The sequence below is a fragment of the Enterobacter cloacae complex sp. 2024EL-00711 genome (assembly GCF_047529885.1).
Taxonomy (GTDB): Bacteria; Pseudomonadota; Gammaproteobacteria; order Enterobacterales; family Enterobacteriaceae; genus Enterobacter; species Enterobacter ludwigii.
This window is the reverse complement of the sequence record NZ_JBLIZC010000006.1, coordinates 62,500-79,666: the sequence shown is the minus strand read 5'-3', so window position 1 is coordinate 79,666 and position 17,167 is coordinate 62,500. Positions and strand designations below refer to the sequence as shown.

Sequence of the window (17,167 nt, the reverse complement as noted above, 5' to 3'; positions counted from 1 at the left end):
TAACATGTCGTCTGGAGTAAGCAATGCCGTGTGAAGAACTGGATATCGTCTGGAACAATATTAAAGCTGAAGCCCGGGCTTTGGCTGACTGCGAGCCAATGCTGGCCAGTTTCTATCATGCGACGCTACTCAAGCACGAAAACCTCGGCAGCGCCCTGAGCTATATGCTCGCCAATAAACTGGCTTCCTCGATTATGCCCGCCATCGCCATTCGTGAAGTGGTGGAAGAGGCCTATGCCGCTGACCCTGAAATGATCGCTTCTGCTGCCTGTGATATCCAGGCCGTGCGCACGCGTGACCCGGCGGTGGACAAATACTCTACGCCGTTGCTGTATCTGAAGGGCTTTCATGCCTTGCAGGCTTATCGCATCGGCCACTGGCTGTGGAATGAAGGCCGCCGCGCGCTGGCTATCTTCCTGCAAAACCAGGTTTCCGTGACCTTCCAGGTGGATATTCACCCGGCCGCGAAAATTGGCCGCGGGATCATGCTTGACCACGCCACCGGCATTGTCGTCGGTGAAACCGCGGTGATTGAAGATGACGTTTCGATTCTGCAGTCGGTCACGTTAGGCGGTACCGGTAAAACCAGCGGCGATCGCCATCCGAAAATCCGTGAAGGGGTGATGATTGGCGCGGGCGCCAAGATCCTCGGCAACATCGAAGTGGGTCGTGGTGCGAAGATTGGCGCCGGTTCGGTTGTTCTGCAGCCTGTTCCGCCGCACACGACTGCCGCTGGCGTACCGGCACGTATTGTCGGTAAACCAGACAGCGACAAACCGTCGATGGATATGGATCAGCACTTCAACGGTATTCACCATACGTTTGAGTATGGTGACGGTATTTAACTTCTGAGAATGGCGCCCGGGTATCCCAGCTGGCGCCATGCTTCATACACCACCACCGACACCGCATTTGACAGGTTCATGCTGCGGCTGTCCGGCATCATCGGAATACGAATCTTCTGCTCAGCGGGCAGGGCATCAAGAATGGTGGCCGGCAGGCCGCGCGTTTCCGGGCCAAACATCAGATAATCACCGTCCTGATAGCGCACGGCGCTATGTGCCGGCGTACCTTTGGTGGTCAGGGCGAACATGCGCTGTGGGTTTTCGCTTTCCAGAAACGCGGCGTAATCATGATGGCGAACCACGGCCGTAAATTCATGATAATCCAGCCCCGCGCGGCGCAGACGTTTGTCGTCCCACGTAAAACCCATCGGCTCGATGATATGCAGACGAAAACCGGTGTTGGCGCACAGGCGGATAATATTGCCGGTATTCGGCGGAATTTCTGGTTCGAATAAAACGATGTTAAGCATGCTGCCCCCTTAATTGCGGGGGCAGCATAGCAGAAACCGGGCCGCTTATGCGACGCCGAGATCCTGCGAGCGGCAACGCAGCATTTTGTAGAAGGTTGCCGCGGCCGCCAGCAGGGCGGGCAGGCTAAGGATCATCAAAATACTGTCTGCCTGCCACTGCATGGAGAGAAGCTGCGCGCTGGTCATGGTGCCCGCCACGCCACCAAAGCGGCCAATGCCCTGCATCCAGGCAATGCCCGTTGCGCGACACTCGGTAGGATAAAAGGTGGCTGCCAGCGTCTGCATTCCCGATTGCGCGCCGTTCATCGCGATCCCCATCAGGAAAATCAGGCCGCCAAACAGGGCGATATGGTTATGTTCAATGCCGAGCGCCAGAATGAGCAGCATGGTCAGGACAAAGCCACCTGCGACCACTTTGTGTGCCTCCCAGCGATCCATCATCCAGCCCGCGAGAAGGATGCCTGCGGTACCGCCGAAGGTGAACAGCGAGGTGAGCCATGCGGATTCCGCGAGGGGATAGCCCATCCCCAGCATCAGCGTCGGCATCCAGCTAAGCAGGACGTAATAAATCACCAGCCCCATAAAATAGGTTACCCATAGCATCAGGGTGCCGGGCAGCCAGGGCTGTGAAAACAGCTGTGCTACGCTCCCTTTTTTGGCGGCGACCCGATTCTCTGCGAGAAAGAAACCGGTGACGCCGTCGAGGGTCGTGCGGGCGAAACGGCTGGCGATACGGCGGATCTGCATCATGTCTTTCCCGCGCTGCACCAGGTATTTCACCGATTCCGGTAAAAACAGCATCAGCAGCAGCGTTAATATCAGCGGTGCTATCGCGCCGGTCAGCAGTACGCTTCGCCAGCCATGATGCGGGATAAGCCAGGATGATATCGCCCCACCGCCGGCCGCGCCCAGCGGGAAGCCGCAGTACATGGTATTAATCGCCATGGCGCGACAGCGCTGAGGGGCAAACTCTGAGATGAGGGTGATGGCGTTCGGCATGGCGGCACCCAGCCCCAGGCCCGTCAGAAACCGCCATAGCGTCAGGGTGTTAAGGCTTTGTGCCCAGGCCGTCCCCAGGCTTGAAAGGCCGAAGAACAGACAAGAAAAGACCAGTACGCGCTTGCGGCCTATCCGGTCCGATACCGGGCCTGCGACCAGCGCTCCCAGCGACAGCCCGAGCAGTGCTGCGCTCAGTACCGGTCCCAGATCCTGTTTGTGTATGCCCCATTCCGCCGACAGCGTGGGCGCAATGTAGCCCATTGCTGCGGTATCGAAACCATCGATCGCCAGCACCAGAAAGCCCAGCACGATGAGCACCCAGTGAAACCCGGAAAAGGGACTGTCGTCGATCACCTGCTGAATATCCACCTGACCTGAATATCTCATACGCTCCCCTCTGATGTGATGGTGTTTTTGTGTTCTTGTATTTGCTTGTCTATACAATTGCGTGCGGTACAGGTATGTCAAATTTTCTTATCCAATATGTTACCTGGATGTTATTTTTGAAAAAAAAAGCGCCCGAGGGGAGTTCGGACGCGAGGAGAGGGGGAAGGGGTATCAGACGGGCGTCAGGCTGCGTCACCCTGGGCAAGCGGTGCCAGTGCGGCGGGTAATTTACCCAACTCCTGCACCAGGGAGTCCTTGCTGATTTCGCGAATCGTTTTTGCGCCGGTCAACGTCATCGCCACTTTCATCTCTTTTTCGATCAGGTTGAGCAGATTCGCCACCCCTGCCTGACCAGCCGTAGCCAGTGCATAAAGATATGCGCGTCCGAGCAATACGCTGTCTGCGCCAAGGGCAATCATACGCACCACGTCAAGCCCGTTGCGGATACCGCTGTCGGCGAGGATAGCGATATCACCTTTCACCGCATCGGCAATCGCCGGCAGTGCGCGTGCGGAAGAGAGTACCCCGTCAAGCTGACGTCCGCCGTGGTTAGAGACCACAATACCGTCAGCGCCAAAGCGCACGGCATCGCGGGCATCTTCCGGGTCGAGGATCCCTTTGATCACCATCGGGCCGTCCCAGAATTCGCGGATCCACTCCAGGTCTTTCCACGAGATGGACGGATCGAAATTATTCGCCAGCCAGCCGATGTAATCTTCCAGCCCGGTGGGTTTACCGAGATAGGCCGAGATATTCCCCAGATCGTGCGGGCGACCATTCACACCGACATCCCAGGCCCATTGCGGGTGCGTTACTGCCTGCCAGTAGCGACGCAGGGCAGCATTTGGGCCGCTCATCCCGGAGTGGGCATCGCGGTAACGGGCGCCAGGCGTCGGCATATCAACGGTAAAGACCAGCGTTGAACAGCCCGCGGCTTTGGCACGCTCCAGCGCGTTGCGCATAAAGCCGCGATCGCGCAGGACGTACAGCTGGAACCACATCGGACGCTGGAGGGTCGGGGCCACTTCTTCAATCGGGCAGACGGAGACGGTGGAGAGGGTAAACGGAATACCTTTAGCATCCGCTGCCCCTGCCGCCTGGACTTCACCCCGGCGGGCGTACATGCCGCACAAACCGACTGGTGCAAGGGCCACCGGCATGGAAAGCGTTTCGTTAAACAGCGTTGTCTCAAGGCTCAGCTCAGACATATCTTTCAGCACGCGCTGGCGCAGCGCCACTTCCGACAGATCTTCCACGTTGCGGCGCAGGGTGTATTCGGCATATGCCCCACCGTCGATATAGTGGAACAGGAACGGCGGCAAAATGCGCTGCGCTGCGGCGCGATAGTCACTGGCTGCTGAAATAATCATGCTTTGTTCTCCCTGGAAATATCACTGTCGCCAGGCAGACGAGTAATACGCGCCTGTCGGGCCTGATCTTCATCGAATCGTTTAATGGTGGTGTGCACGAACCCCAGATGCGCCATCATCGCTTTGCGCGCGGCCTCTGCATCCCCGGCCAGAATGGCGTTGAGTACCGCCTCGTGCTGTTCGGTCAGTTGGGCAAATACCGGCGGGACCAGATACATACGCTGGCGGCTCTGCTTCACGGAGGATTGCAACAGGTCGAAGAAACCGCGCATGGTCTGGAGCAGAACGACGTTGTGCGACGCTTCAGCAATCGCCAGATGAAACCGCACGTCCGCCTGCGAGGCAATGTCCGGGTCGCTGCTTTGGGTGGCGTCAAAGCAGGCTTTGAGCTTCTCTTTGTCGGCTTCAGTGGCCCGCATGGCCGCATGCCAGGCGGTACTGGTTTCGATGGCGTGCCGCGCTTCAATGATGTCGAAGCTGTAGTCCGGGTCGTTTTCCATCAGTGTTTTAAGCGGCTGCACGATGTTTTGCTCGGACCAGTCATCGTGCTGCCAGCGGACAAAGGTGCCGCCGCCCCGACGGCTTACCAGTACCCCTTCGCTGACCAGCGTCGCCAGCGCCTCACGCAGTGAGTTACGAGATACACCCAGTTGGGCGGCGAGCTGGCGCTCGGCGGGCAATTTCATGCCCGCTTCCAGCTGTTGTTCTTCAATCAGCGCCCGTACGCGAGAGGCAATCTCGTCGGACAGGCGTCTGGGCATGACTATCATGGGATCATCCAGGTTAAGACATAGGCCTGCAGGGTCGTGATCACCCCGACCATACAGGTGAATATCAGGCTGTGTTTCACGGTAAAGCGGAACAGGTCCGACTCTTTACCGACCAGTCCCACCGCCGCACAGGCAATGGCGATGGATTGCGGTGAGATCATCTTGCCGGTCACGCCGCCGGTAGTATTGGCGGCCACCAGAAGGATGTCCGACACGCCAATCTGCTGGGCTGCCGTCGCCTGCAGGGCCGCAAACAGGGCGTTAGATGAGGTATCTGAACCGGTCAGGAACACCCCCAGCCAGCCGAGGAACGGCGAGAAGAACGTGAAGGCGTGGCCGGTATGCGCCAGCGCAAGCGCCAGTGTCGATGACAGGCCGGAATAGTTCGAGATAAACGCGAACGCCAGCACCATGCCGATGGAGTAGATCGGCAGCATCAGCTCCTTAATGGTAGCCGCAAAAGTCTGTACTGCAGCCGCTGGCTTCATGCGTAACCACACCACAGACAGGATAGCGGCAAACAGGATTGCGGTGCCGGTTGCTGAGAACCAGTCAAATTTATACACCGCGGCATACGGCGTGGCGGCGTGCACCACGGGCGGCATGCGGGCGACCATCTTGTCGAGGAACGGCACGGAGATGTTAATGACCATCTCATACAGTGCGCCGCCAGGTGCGAACAGGGCCTTAAACGGTGGAATACTCCAGAGCGTAACCGTGGCGGTCAGGAACAGGAACGGAGACCATGCGCGAATGATTTGTCCCGCGGTATAACCGGTACGTGCCAGGGTTTGATCGACGTGTGAAGCACCCATATCGGCGAAACGGAAGATGCGTACCGGCTGCCAGCGTTTCAGGAACAGCGTCAGGCAGACCAGCGACACCAGTGAAGAGATAATGTCCGGCAATTCGGGGCCGAGGAAATTCGAGCTGAGATACTGGGCAATGGCAAACGAGCCGCCAGCGACGACCACCGCAGGCCATGTCTCTTTCACGCCGCGCCAGCCATCCATAATCGCCATGATCCAGAACAGCACAATGATGGTCAGGAACGGCAGCTGACGGCCAACCATCTGGCCAATTTCAAAGCTGTCCAGACCGGTGACCTGCCCGGCGACCAGAATCGGGATCCCCATCGCACCAAACGCCACCGGCGCGGTGTTAACGATCAGACAAAGACCTGCAGCGTAAAGCGGGTTGAACCCCAGCCCGACTAACAGCGCCGCGGTGATGGCAACCGGTGCGCCAAACCCGGCCGCCCCTTCCAGAAAAGCCCCGAAGGAGAAACCGACAATCAGCATCTGCAGACGCTGGTCCGGAGTAATGGAAAGTATCGATGAGCGGATAATGTCGAATTGCCCGGTTTTCACCGAGATTTTGTAGACAAAGACCGCCGCGATGATAATCCACGCAATCGGCCACAGGCCGTAGAAGAAACCATAGACGACGGAGGCCAGCGCGCGATCGACCGGCATTTTATAGAAGAACAGTGCCACCATCAGCGCAATGGCAACGGTGTACGTCGCGGCCAGGTATCCCTTCAGCTTGAGCTTAATCAGCGCAAAGAAGAAGAACAGGATCGGAAGCGATGCGATCAGGCTCGACAGCCAGATATTGCCAGCCGGATCGTAGTTTTGTTGCCAGAGGCTCATGCAGGTCTCCTGAGGACCAGACAGTCTGCGTAGCGGGTGAGTCTCCGCTCATCTCTGCGTCACAAACTGTGTAAAAGTGGTCCTGCCAATATTGTGTTGTAGGGTGAATGACAATAAATGGTTAACCAGTTGTTATGAGTCGGCAATGATTTTGTGAGGGGAATTAGTGGAATTGTGAACCAGGAAAGTGATTACCGGGAGATTGGTTGGGCCAATTTTAAGCGGTGAGGGGGGCGACGCGGTATGGTTTTCGCCCTCTCGCCTGGGAGAGAGGGCAGGGGACGATCAAAACGCGGTCTTACAAAAACCCGTCATCTCTTTCAGACCCATTTCGCGACCAAGCTCGGTCATGGGATGAACCACCACCAGGCCACGGACGCTTTTCTTCAGCTTGCCCATGTCGGCCTGCTCTTTTTTAGTGATGGCGCGACGGTGCGGCATGCTCAACAGCTTTTGGGCTTCGTTGCTCAGCTTCTGGCCTTTGACTTCGCGCAGACGCTCGATTTCCGCTTCAAGCTTCTCACTCTCTTTCTCCAGCTCGGCATACTTCTCGGCGGACTCAACCAGTGAGAGACCAGCCATCTGGTGGCGGATCAGATCCAGGCGGTCGCTCAGGCGTTTAATTTCGTTCTTTTCGACTTCTTTCATGACAAATAACTCTGAAAACGGGGAATTTACAGGGAAGGATACACCAATGTGAGCAGGCTTACTTCTGAAACGCTTTTTTTAAGCTGATTCGGGAAATCAGCTCAGTCAGGGAAAGGACCATTGTGGAACGGACAACCTGTTGATAACGCAGCTTTTGCATCGCGTACAGCTCAGGGTCACTGTTATCAAAATGGGGAGCAGGGGGAAGCGCGGAGACGCAGTGTAGCTCGCCGAAGGGGCCAAGGATCTCATCATCGGTAAAGGTGTACTCATTACCGTCATGATTTAACTCTTCGCGCAGCGCCATCAGCAGCTCGGCATCTTCATACTCTTGTCGGTTCAACACGCCAAGACCATAAATCAACTTCAGACGTACCGATAAATCGCCCAGCGGTCCGTCTCCGTCCAGTAACGGTTCTACAGCATATTTTACCGCGTAGTCGTCTTTGCGAAACACCTGAAGTACCAGAATATTCACCGCCTCGGTTAGCAACTCGACGGCGGCAATCAGGAAACTTCGTACGGTTTTGCCAGCATTCAGACGCTCAAGCACACGATTTTCAAAGGCCTGGGTTTGTTCCATTATTGCCTGCATATCTGACAATCTGTTATTTGGGCGCAGGCTATCCTGCGCCGCACTCTGCATCATTTGATTGCGTTGTAAGCGTTCACCGCCTCCACAACCACGTCGCTGTTGGCATCCAGACCAGAGATCTGCGCCAGCGCACCCTGCGGGCCTTTATCGTTAATCAGCTGAGCCAGCTCCTGCGCCTGTGGATCCTGCTCGCTGCGGTAATGCATCGCGGCGGCAATCCCTTTCACCAGGTTGGCGTGCGCAAGACCATACTCCAGCGTGCCCAGCAGCGGTTTAATCAGGCGATCGCCCGCGCTCAGTTTACGCAGTGGCTGACGGCCTACGCGCTCAACGTCATCTTTCAGATACGGGTTTTCAAAACGACCGAGGATTTTCTGGATGTATGCTGCATGTTTCTCAGCATCAAAACCGTAGCGTTTGATCAGCACCGCGCCGCTCTCTTCCATTGCCCCTTTAACCACCGCACGGATGCTCTCATCGAGGATCGCGTCACGAATGGTCTGATGACCGGCCAATTTTCCGAGGTACGCGGTTATAGCATGCCCGGTGTTCAGCGTGAAGAGTTTACGTTCGACAAAGGCCATCAGGTTATCGGTTAATTCCATCCCCGGAATGGTTGGCAGCGCGCCTTTAAACTGGGTTTTATCGACGATCCACTCGCTGAAGGTTTCCACGGTCACTTCCAGCGGATCGTGGGTGGCGGATTCTGATGGCGGAACGATACGGTCAACGGCGGAATCCACAAAGCCGATGTGCGCTTCCACCCAGGCTTTATCTTCGTCCGCGACGGCGGCGAGCACATGGCCTTTCAGCTGCGTGGTGCCGCGCACCATGTTTTCACAGGCGATGATGTTCAGCGGTGTGTCGATGCCCTGCGCTTTACGTTTTGCCAGGCCTTTCGCCACCGCAGGGGCAATGCGCTCAAGCACCACCGGGCCAACGGCCGTGGTCACCAGATCGACACTGGCGATGAGGTCGATAACGTCTTCGCCAATGCTGCTTACCGCATTAACGCCAGACACCGTCTCAACCTGCTCGTTTTCGCCTACCACGTGTACCTGATAGCTATGACGGGCATTCAGGGCATCCAGGACTACCTGATTCACATCGGCGAATGTCAGCGTAATGCCTGCGTCTGCCAGCAGTTTACCGATAAAGCCACGACCGATATTACCTGCGCCAAAATGTAATGCTTTCATAGTATTAACCTTAATCAATGTTTTTACCCGAGAGGGCTGGGGTGAGGCTTGGCCCTCACCCTAACCCTCTCCCCACAGGGGAGAGGGAAGAGGTTCCGTTACTTGTTCAACAGCGCCAGCACTTCTTCCACGCTGGTGGTGTTGGCCAGACGTTCAATGACAGAGTCGTCATCCAGCGCGTTGGTCAGGCTGGTAATCACCTGGATGTGCTCGTTGTTGCGAGCGGCGATACCAATCACCAGGCGGGCGATGTCGTCTTCTTCTTCACCGAAGCGTACACCATCCGGATACTGGCAGAACACCACGCCGGTTTTCAGTACGCGGTCTTTCGCTTCAACCGTACCGTGTGGAACCGCAATGGATTCACCCAGATAGGTTGGAGTCAGCTTTTCACGCTCCAGCATCGCGTCAACGTATTCAGGCTGCACGTAGCCGCCTTTCACCAGCTGTTCACCGGCAAAGCGAATCGCCTCTTCCTTGTGGGACGCCGTGCGGCCCAGGAAGATGTTTTCTGCGCCCAGGCGGAACAGGTGGCTGTCGTTCGCGTCAAAGCTGTCTTTCAGGCTGTCGCGGACTTTGACTTCGTTATCTTCATGACGCTGTGCGGCCACCAGGCGTTCGGTCAGGTTGGTGTACAGGCCGCTGTCCAGGAAGTTGGTCAGCGAAATGTGCTGTGCCTGAGGAACCTGACGCATCGCACGTTCGGTCAGATCGCGGTGCGTAATCACCAGGTCAACATCTGCAGGCAGGCTGTTGATGGCGCTGTTGGTGACGGAGATGTTGGTCAGACCCGCATCCTGCACTTTCTTACGCAGCACGCCGGCACCCATGGCGCTGGAACCCATACCTGCATCACAGGCCACGATGATTTTACGTACGTGGCTCAGGTCGTTAGAGACATCGCCCGCCGCCAGCGGCGTGGCGCCTTTTGATTCGGCTTTCATGTCATGCATACGACGGGTTGCCGCTTCGATATCGTCATCTTCTTTCACTTTGCTGGTTTTCAGCAGGATAGAAGAGACCACGAAGGAGACGGCCATTGCCGCACAGATGGCTGCGATGTTAGCGAAATAGGCACCTTTCGGGGTCATCGCCAGGACCGCCAGGATGGAGCCTGGAGAGGCCGGAGAAACCAGACCACCGCCCAGCACGCTCAGGGTGAACACGCCCGTCATACCGCCGAGGATAACGGCCAGGATCAGACGTGGGTTCATCAGCACGTAAGGGAAGTAAATTTCGTGGATACCGCCCAGGAAGTGGATGATAGCCGCACCGCCCGCAGACTGTTTCGCACTGCCGCGACCAAAGAACATGTACGCCAGCAGAACACCCATGCCCGGGCCCGGGTTGGCTTCAATCAGGAAGAAGATGGACTTGCCGAGGTCATGAGACTGCTGAATGCCCAGCGGTGAGAAGATACCGTGGTTAATGGCGTTGTTGAGGAACAGGATTTTCGCCGGTTCAACAAAGATAGACGCCAGCGGCAACATGTCGTGCGCAACCATGAAGTTAACGCCTGCCGCCAGAACTTTGGACAGCACTTCAACCGCAGGGCCAATGCCGAGGAACGCCAGAATCGCGAGGATCATACCGATGATGCCCGCAGAGAAGTTGTTCACCAGCATTTCGAAGCCGGATTTGATCTTGCCATCAACCCAGACGTCGAATTTCTTAATTGCCCAGCCGCCCAGAGGGCCCGCAATCATTGCACCGAGGAACATCGGCATATCCGCACCGACGATAACCCCCATCGTCGTGATGGCACCCACAACGCCACCACGGTCTCCACCCACCAGACGACCACCGGTAAACCCGATAAGCAGCGGCAGCAGGTAGGTAATCATTGGGCCAACAAGTTTCGCCAGCGTTTCGTTAGGCAACCACCCTGTCGGAATGAACAACGCAGTGATGATACCCCACGCGATAAACGCGCCGATATTTGGCATCACCATATTGCTGAGGAAACGACCAAAGCTTTGAACTTTGATCTTGAAATCGGATGACATAAAACACCCCTTCTTCTGTTTACGCTTAGGCTTGCGGCCCGAGGTTTATTGTTAATGAGGCGGCAGAGGTAGCCGGGCCCTGTTCTGATGCTGTGAAATCTGGCACTGAATCGTTCAACTGTCCAGACGACGGAAATTTGTGTGATATGAATCACGTAAATGTAGGGGGTGCAGACATGAATGAAGTGATCTTCATCACAAAAATGGTGGATAAAAAAAATACGATGGCGATAAATAAAGCAAAAACCACCCACTTCTGTGATGTAAATCACATTTGGTTGTCGTGAGTTTGTTTCTGGATTGTGACTAATTTCACAAAAAATTTTTATGCAGAATTCTCCGGATGTGATCGGCGACAAATTCTGCCTGGCGATTCAACGCCAGGATGTCATGAAGTCACACATAAAGCTAAAAAATGACTTTTCATGTGTGGTATGGCGAAAAGCAATAAGGTACGTTACGCTCATATTGTAAGGTTAAGTCTATTATTATTCAGGATATATTTTGACACGCTTATAAACTTGCATGGAGATATTATAAAAAACGATACTCCCCGGCTCTGAAATATAAGTACACCTCGTATTTATAAAAAATTAATTAGGTTGCGTACCGTTTTATTAATTTAATGAGTTGACGTTGTTTAAGTGAGGAGAATATGTTTCTCAACTATTTTGCGCTGGGCGTATTGATTTTTGTATTTCTGGTTCTTTTTTACGGAATCATCGCCATCCATGATATTCCTTATAATATGGCCAAAAAACGGAATCATCCCCATGCGGATGCCATTCATACGGCGGGATGGATTAGCCTGTTTACGCTCCATGCGATTTGGCCGTTCCTGTGGATTTGGGCCACGTTGTACCGTGAAGATCGCGGCTGGGGGATGCAGAACCACATCTCAAAACCTGATGAGGTCCCGGGTATGGATGCTCTGACTAAACGTGTGGCCGAATTAGAACAAAAACTGGCAGCGGTACCTCCCAAGGCTGACAAGAACACGCTGGAGCACTAATCATGGATCTGCTGATTATTTTGACCTATGTGGCCTTTGCCTGGGCCATTTTTAAAATATTCCGTATTCCGGTAAACCAGTGGACCCTCGCGACCGCAACATTAGGTGGGGTGTTTATTGTCGCCGGGCTTATCCTGTTGATGAACTATAACCATCCCTATACCTTTACGGCGCAAAAAGCGGTTATTTCCATTCCGATTACGCCGCAGGTTACTGGGGTAGTGAGTGAAGTTACCGATAAAAATAACCAGCTAATTAAAAAAGGCGAAGTGTTATTTAAACTTGATCCGGGCCGCTATCAGGCGCGCGTCGACAGACTGCAGGCCGACCTGGTCACCGCCACGCACAACATCGACAATCTCAAAGCGCAGCTTGCGGAAGCGGTCGCCAATACCACGCGCGTGTCTGCTGAACGTGATCGCCTGTATAAAGATTACCAGCGCTACCTGAAAGGCAGCCGCGCAAAGGTTAACCCGTTCTCTGAAAGCGATATCGACAACGCACGGCAAAACTATCTGGCGCAGGATGCGCTGGTAAAAGGCTCGGTGGCTGAACAGACGCAAATACAAAGTCAGTTAGACAGTATGGTCAACGGTGAGCAATCCCAGGTTGCTTCCCTGCGTGCTCAGCTTGCTGAAGCGAAATACAACCTGGATCAGACCGTGGTGCGTGCGCCGAGCAATGGCTATATCACGCAGGTGCTGATTCGTCCGGGGACCTATGCTGCCGCGCTGCCGCTGCGCCCGGTCATGGTCTTTATTCCTGAACAGAAACGCCAGATTGTGGCCCAGTTCCGTCAGAACTCGCTGCTGCGTCTGAAGCCGGGCGACGAAGCGGAAGTGGTCTTCAACGCGCTGCCGGGCCAGGTCTTCTCCGGCAAGCTCACCAGTATTCTGCCGGTGGTGCCGGGGGGGTCATACCAGGCGCAGGGTGCGCTGCAGTCGCTGACCGTGATCCCTGGCACCGATGGCGTATTAGGCACTATCGAGCTGGAGCCGAATGCTGATGTCGATGCGCTGCCCGACGGCATTTATGCTCAGGTGGCGGTCTATTCGGATCACTTTGCTCACGTCTCGGTAATGCGTAAGGTGCTGCTGCGTATGACCAGCTGGATGCACTACCTCTATCTCGATCACTAACCCCTTCAGGGCAGGAATGCGACACGCATACCTGCCCTTTTTTCATCGCTTGATCCATACTGACTTTTTTCGGCATCAAGGATCAGGCAATGAAACTTATCGGCAGCTACACCAGTCCCTTCGTGCGAAAAATCTCGATTCTCCTGCTGGAGAAAGGGATTGAATTCGAGTTCGTCAATGAACAGCCTTATCACGCTGAAAACGGTGTGGCGCAGTACAACCCGCTGGGAAAAGTGCCGGCGCTGGTAACAGACGAAGGCCAGTACTGGTTTGATTCCCCCATTATTGCGGAGTACATCGAGCTGCTCGGCGTGGCCCCGGCGATGTTACCGGCCGATCCAAACGCGGCGCTGGCAATGAAGCAAATTGAAGCGCTGGCCGACGGTATTATGGATGCGGCGTTAACGTCCGTACGCGAGCAGGCAAGACCCGCCGCCCAGCAGTCTGAAACGGAACTGTTACGCCAGCGTGAAAAAATCAGCCGCAGCCTGGACTGGTGCGAACAGCTTATCCGGGAGGGAAAAATTCAACCCGATAGCCTGAACCTGGCAACGATAGCCATTGCCTGCGCCATCGGTTATCTCAATTTCCGCCACGTTTCCCCCGGCTGGTGCGTCGACCGTCCATTGCTGGTGAAGCTTGCAGAAACGCTCTTTCAGCGCGAGAGCTTTGCCCGTACCGAACCGCCAAAGGCTTGATGCGGGTTATAACACTTCGCAGCAGGAGGCGGTACAATCCCTTCTTATGTTGACTCCCTCTCCCGTCGGGAGGGGGGATGATATTTACTCGCCAGGCGCTTTCATGACAACTCATCACTCCCTGTACAGCCAGATCCCTGCAACCGACCGTCTTCTTCGCGAGCCGCGCGTACATGCTGCCGTTGCGCGGTTCGGCCATACCGCGACGGTTGAAATATTACGTCTGCTTCAGGACGAAGCCCGCAGCCATATTCAGACAGAAAATGCATTGCCGGACTGGTGTGCGGCGTGGGGGCAGGAAGTGGAGCTGAGGCTCGAGGAGAAAGCACAAAGCGCGTTACGCCCGGTCATCAACCTGACGGGAACCGTGCTGCACACCAACCTTGGTCGCGCTCAACAGGCAGAAGAGGCCGTCGCTGCGGTCGTGCAGGCCATGCGTTCCCCCGTGACGCTTGAGTACGATCTGGACGGCGCAGGGCGCGGACATCGCGATCGGGCGCTGGCGGACCTGCTCTGCGAGCTGACCGGCGCAGAAGATGCCTGCATCGTGAATAACAACGCGGCGGCGGTACTGTTAATGCTGGCAGCGACCGCCAGCGGTAAAGAGGTGGTGGTTTCCCGTGGCGAGCTGGTCGAGATTGGCGGTGCGTTTCGCATTCCGGATGTTATGCGCCAGGCGGGCTGTACCCTGCATGAAGTGGGCACCACCAACCGCACGCATGCAAAAGATTATCGCGCGGCAGTGAATGAAAATACCGGGCTGCTGATGAAGGTCCACACCAGTAATTACCAGATAGCCGGATTCACCAAAACCGTTGAAGAGGCGGAGCTGGCGGAGCTGGGCCGTGAGCTGGGTGTGTCGGTGGTGGCCGACCTCGGTAGCGGTTCGCTGGTCGATCTGAGCCAGTACGGTCTGCCAAAAGAGCCCATGCCGCAGGAGATGATTGCGGCGGGCGTCAGTCTCGTGAGTTTCTCCGGCGACAAACTGCTTGGCGGCCCGCAGGCGGGGATTATCGTGGGTAAACGTGCGCTTATTGCGAAGCTGCAGCAGCACCCGCTCAAGCGTGCACTGCGAGCCGATAAAATGACGCTTGCCGCGCTGGAAGCGACGCTGCGCCTTTATCTCCACCCGGAAAAACTGGCTGAACGTCTGCCCACGCTGCGCCTGCTGGCCCGTGATGCCGCCTCAATTCGCGCCCAGGGTGAGCTGCTCTTGCCACACGTTGCGCCACACTACCCCGATTTTGACGTGCGCCTTGAAGCTTGTCAGTCGCAGATCGGCAGCGGTTCACTGCCGGTGGACAGGCTGCCCAGCGCAGCGCTCACGTTTACACCCCGTGACGGGCGCGGCAGCCAGCTTGACGCTTTGTCGGCGCGCTGGCGTGCCTTGCCAGCACCGGTTATCGGGCGCATTTACGATGGCCGAATGTGGCTGGATCTACGCTGTCTTGAAGATGAAGCGCGATTTCTGGAGATGCTGTTGAAATGATTATTGCCACCGCCGGTCACGTCGACCACGGAAAAACCACCTTATTACAGGCCCTGACCGGGGTGAATGCCGATCGTCTGCCGGAAGAGAAAAAACGCGGCATGACCATCGATCTGGGCTATGCCTACTGGCCTCAGCCTGATGGCCGGGTGCTGGGTTTTATTGATGTACCGGGACACGAGAAGTTTCTTTCTAACATGCTGGCGGGCGTCGGTGGCATCGATCATGCTCTGCTGGTGGTGGCCTGTGATGACGGCGTGATGGCGCAAACGCGTGAACATCTGGCAATTTTACAGCTGACGGGCAACCCGCAGCTGACCGTTGCGCTGACCAAAGCTGACCGCGTCGATGAGGCGCGACTCAACGCGGTGCGCGAAACCGTACAGGCGACCTTGCGGGAGTATGGATTTGCCGATGCGCCATTGTTCGTCACAGTGGCGACAGAAGGGCGCGGTATTGACGAACTTCGCCACCATTTGCAGCAGCTTACTTCACGCGAGCATGCCAGCCATCATCGTTTCCGTCTGGCGATCGACCGGGCCTTTACCGTTAAAGGCGCGGGGCTGGTGGTCACCGGTACCGCGCTGAGCGGTGAAGTGAACGTGGGCGATACCTTATGGCTCACGGGTGCCAACGCCCCGATGCGTGTGCGCGGTTTGCATGCGCAGAACCAGCCCGTAGAGCATGCCCATGCCGGGCAGCGGATCGCGCTCAATATTGCGGGCGATGCGGAAAAAGAGAAGCTTAACCGTGGCGACTGGCTGCTGGCCGGTGTACCGCCAGAGCCTTCTGAGCGGGCGATCGTCGCCCTGCAGACGCATGTGCCGCTGACCCAATGGCAGCCGCTGCATATCCACCACGCGGCCAGCCATATCACCGGGCGCGTGTCACTGCTGGAAAACGACCTTGCCGAACTGGTTTTCGATTCGCCACTGTGGCTCGCGGATAATGACCGTCTGGTACTGCGTGACATTTCGGCCCGGGAGACGCTGGCCGGGGCGCGGGTAGTCACGCTCAACCCGCCGCGTCGCGGCAAGCGCAAGCCGGAGTATCTGCAATGGCTGGGAGCGCTGGCGCAGGCCGCGGATGATAAAGCCGCGTTGCTTGTTCATCTTGAGCGCGGTGCCGTCAATCTGAGCGATTTCGCATGGGCTCGTCAGCTCAGCGCGGAAGGATTACGCCTGCTGACCCAGGAGCCTGGTTTTATTCAGGCGGGTAACAATTTACTGAATGCCCCGGTCGCAGCATGCTGGCAGCGCAAGGTATTGACCACGCTCGCCACTTACCATGAACAGCATCAGGATGAACCCGGCCCGGGACGTGAACGCCTGCGACGCATGGCGTTGCCGATGGAAAACGATGCGCTGGTGCTGCTGCTGATTGAAAACATGCGCGAAAGTGGGCTGATAAAAAGCCACCATGGCTGGCTGCATCTGCCGGATCACAAAGCCGGGTTTAACGCCGGGCAAGAGGCGATATGGCAGAAAGTAGCCCCGCTGTTTGGCGACGAGCCGTGGTGGGTTCGCGATCTCGCACGTGAAACGAATACTGACGAACAGGTGATGCGCCAGGTATTGCGCCATGCGGCGCAGCAGGGATTAATCGTCGCGATCGTGAAAGATCGTTATTACCGTAACGATCGTATTGTGGCGTTTGCAAACCTGATCCGCGAGCTGGATCAGGCGCGAGGCACGACCTGCGCAGCAGATTTCCGCGATCGGCTGAACGTCGGGCGCAAGCTGGCGATCCAGATCCTGGAATATTTCAACCGCATCGGCTTTACCCGTCGTCGTGGCAACGATCATTTATTGCGGGATTCGTTATTATTTCCTGAAACTCCGTGACCCCCGTCGTAAACACCGTTACCGGCTGGCGAGAAAATCGCCAG

The 17,167-nt window shown here is 56.3% G+C and carries 15 protein-coding genes; 6 read left to right on the top strand and 9 right to left on the bottom strand.

What is annotated here, in order from left to right; all coding sequences use genetic code 11:
- The first annotated feature begins 23 nt into the window (after positions 1 to 23).
- On the top strand, positions 24 to 845 hold the full coding sequence (gene cysE, locus ACMVME_RS17350) for a serine O-acetyltransferase (RefSeq protein ID WP_008502718.1): 822 nt from the start codon (positions 24 to 26) through the stop codon (positions 843 to 845).
- Here cysE and trmL read toward each other — a convergent pair.
- The 9 genes from trmL to ACMVME_RS17305 all read right to left on the bottom strand — a co-directional run bounded on the left by trmL (position 842) and on the right by ACMVME_RS17305 (position 10,941).
- Positions 842 to 1,315 (bottom strand): tRNA (uridine(34)/cytosine(34)/5-carboxymethylaminomethyluridine(34)-2'-O)-methyltransferase TrmL, encoded by a 474-nt coding sequence (gene trmL / locus ACMVME_RS17345; RefSeq protein ID WP_014168081.1) that lies wholly within the window; start codon positions 1,313 to 1,315, stop codon positions 842 to 844. The genes cysE and trmL overlap by 4 nt on opposite strands.
- A gap of 45 nt (positions 1,316 to 1,360) precedes the next feature.
- Entirely contained in the window at positions 1,361 to 2,701 is a 1,341-nt protein-coding gene (locus tag ACMVME_RS17340; RefSeq protein WP_068795320.1) for an MFS transporter, read from the bottom strand.
- Positions 2,702 to 2,883: 182 nt separating this feature from the next.
- On the bottom strand, positions 2,884 to 4,071 hold the full coding sequence (lldD, locus tag ACMVME_RS17335; RefSeq protein WP_014168083.1) for an FMN-dependent L-lactate dehydrogenase LldD: 1,188 nt from the start codon (positions 4,069 to 4,071) through the stop codon (positions 2,884 to 2,886).
- Positions 4,068 to 4,841, bottom strand: a complete 774-nt coding sequence (gene lldR / locus ACMVME_RS17330) for a transcriptional regulator LldR (protein ID WP_014168084.1) — start codon at positions 4,839 to 4,841, stop codon at positions 4,068 to 4,070. The genes lldD and lldR overlap by 4 nt, the downstream gene beginning before the upstream one ends.
- The gene (gene lldP, locus ACMVME_RS17325) at positions 4,838 to 6,493 is read right to left on the bottom strand and encodes an L-lactate permease (protein WP_032680001.1); all 1,656 of its coding nucleotides are present in this window, start codon (positions 6,491 to 6,493) and stop codon (positions 4,838 to 4,840) included. Before lldP ends, lldR begins: the two co-directional genes overlap by 4 nt.
- 285 nt (positions 6,494 to 6,778) lie before the next feature.
- Positions 6,779 to 7,141: a YibL family ribosome-associated protein gene (locus tag ACMVME_RS17320; protein ID WP_014168086.1), complete on the bottom strand. Its 363-nt coding sequence runs from the start codon at positions 7,139 to 7,141 to the stop codon at positions 6,779 to 6,781.
- Between the two features lie 58 nt (positions 7,142 to 7,199).
- Positions 7,200 to 7,787, bottom strand: coding sequence for a mannitol operon repressor MtlR (gene mtlR, locus ACMVME_RS17315; protein ID WP_192879999.1), 588 nt, complete (start codon positions 7,785 to 7,787; stop codon positions 7,200 to 7,202).
- On the bottom strand, positions 7,787 to 8,935 hold the full coding sequence (gene mtlD, locus ACMVME_RS17310; RefSeq protein ID WP_025206445.1) for a mannitol-1-phosphate 5-dehydrogenase: 1,149 nt from the start codon (positions 8,933 to 8,935) through the stop codon (positions 7,787 to 7,789). The genes mtlR and mtlD overlap by 1 nt, the downstream gene beginning before the upstream one ends.
- Before the next feature lie 98 nt (positions 8,936 to 9,033).
- Entirely contained in the window at positions 9,034 to 10,941 is a 1,908-nt protein-coding gene (locus tag ACMVME_RS17305) for a PTS mannitol transporter subunit IICBA (protein ID WP_014168089.1), read from the bottom strand.
- A 655-nt stretch (positions 10,942 to 11,596) separates the two neighbouring features.
- On the opposite strand from ACMVME_RS17305, the gene ACMVME_RS17300 reads away from it, so the two are divergent.
- The 5 genes from ACMVME_RS17300 to selB all read left to right on the top strand — a co-directional run bounded on the left by ACMVME_RS17300 (position 11,597) and on the right by selB (position 17,123).
- The gene (locus tag ACMVME_RS17300; protein WP_068795319.1) at positions 11,597 to 11,953 is read left to right on the top strand and encodes a DUF3302 domain-containing protein; all 357 of its coding nucleotides are present in this window, start codon (positions 11,597 to 11,599) and stop codon (positions 11,951 to 11,953) included.
- Between the two features lie 2 nt (positions 11,954 to 11,955).
- Positions 11,956 to 13,092 (top strand): HlyD family secretion protein, encoded by a 1,137-nt coding sequence (locus ACMVME_RS17295; RefSeq protein ID WP_014168091.1) that lies wholly within the window; start codon positions 11,956 to 11,958, stop codon positions 13,090 to 13,092.
- An 89-nt stretch (positions 13,093 to 13,181) separates the two neighbouring features.
- Positions 13,182 to 13,790: a glutathione S-transferase gene (locus ACMVME_RS17290; protein WP_014168092.1), complete on the top strand. Its 609-nt coding sequence runs from the start codon at positions 13,182 to 13,184 to the stop codon at positions 13,788 to 13,790.
- Positions 13,791 to 13,893: 103 nt separating this feature from the next.
- Positions 13,894 to 15,279 carry an L-seryl-tRNA(Sec) selenium transferase gene (selA, locus tag ACMVME_RS17285; RefSeq protein WP_068795318.1) on the top strand — a complete coding sequence of 462 codons (1,386 nt, stop codon included), beginning with the start codon at positions 13,894 to 13,896 and terminating at the stop codon, positions 15,277 to 15,279.
- Positions 15,276 to 17,123, top strand: coding sequence for a selenocysteine-specific translation elongation factor (selB, locus tag ACMVME_RS17280; protein ID WP_047355983.1), 1,848 nt, complete (start codon positions 15,276 to 15,278; stop codon positions 17,121 to 17,123). The genes selA and selB overlap by 4 nt, the downstream gene beginning before the upstream one ends.
- Positions 17,124 to 17,167: the final 44 nt, after the last annotated feature.

Coding starts and splice junctions, on each gene's coding strand:
- cysE (WP_008502718.1), top strand. CDS start 24: ATGCCGTGTGAAGAACTGGATATCGTCTGGAACAATATTAAAGCTGAA.
- trmL (WP_014168081.1), bottom strand. CDS start 1,315: ATGCTTAACATCGTTTTATTCGAACCAGAAATTCCGCCGAATACCGGC.
- ACMVME_RS17340 (WP_068795320.1), bottom strand. CDS start 2,701: ATGAGATATTCAGGTCAGGTGGATATTCAGCAGGTGATCGACGACAGT.
- lldD (WP_014168083.1), bottom strand. CDS start 4,071: ATGATTATTTCAGCAGCCAGTGACTATCGCGCCGCAGCGCAGCGCATT.
- lldR (WP_014168084.1), bottom strand. CDS start 4,841: ATGATAGTCATGCCCAGACGCCTGTCCGACGAGATTGCCTCTCGCGTA.
- lldP (WP_032680001.1), bottom strand. CDS start 6,493: ATGAGCCTCTGGCAACAAAACTACGATCCGGCTGGCAATATCTGGCTG.
- ACMVME_RS17320 (WP_014168086.1), bottom strand. CDS start 7,141: ATGAAAGAAGTCGAAAAGAACGAAATTAAACGCCTGAGCGACCGCCTG.
- mtlR (WP_192879999.1), bottom strand. CDS start 7,787: ATGCAGAGTGCGGCGCAGGATAGCCTGCGCCCAAATAACAGATTGTCA.
- mtlD (WP_025206445.1), bottom strand. CDS start 8,935: ATGAAAGCATTACATTTTGGCGCAGGTAATATCGGTCGTGGCTTTATC.
- ACMVME_RS17305 (WP_014168089.1), bottom strand. CDS start 10,941: ATGTCATCCGATTTCAAGATCAAAGTTCAAAGCTTTGGTCGTTTCCTC.
- ACMVME_RS17300 (WP_068795319.1), top strand. CDS start 11,597: ATGTTTCTCAACTATTTTGCGCTGGGCGTATTGATTTTTGTATTTCTG.
- ACMVME_RS17295 (WP_014168091.1), top strand. CDS start 11,956: ATGGATCTGCTGATTATTTTGACCTATGTGGCCTTTGCCTGGGCCATT.
- ACMVME_RS17290 (WP_014168092.1), top strand. CDS start 13,182: ATGAAACTTATCGGCAGCTACACCAGTCCCTTCGTGCGAAAAATCTCG.
- selA (WP_068795318.1), top strand. CDS start 13,894: ATGACAACTCATCACTCCCTGTACAGCCAGATCCCTGCAACCGACCGT.
- selB (WP_047355983.1), top strand. CDS start 15,276: ATGATTATTGCCACCGCCGGTCACGTCGACCACGGAAAAACCACCTTA.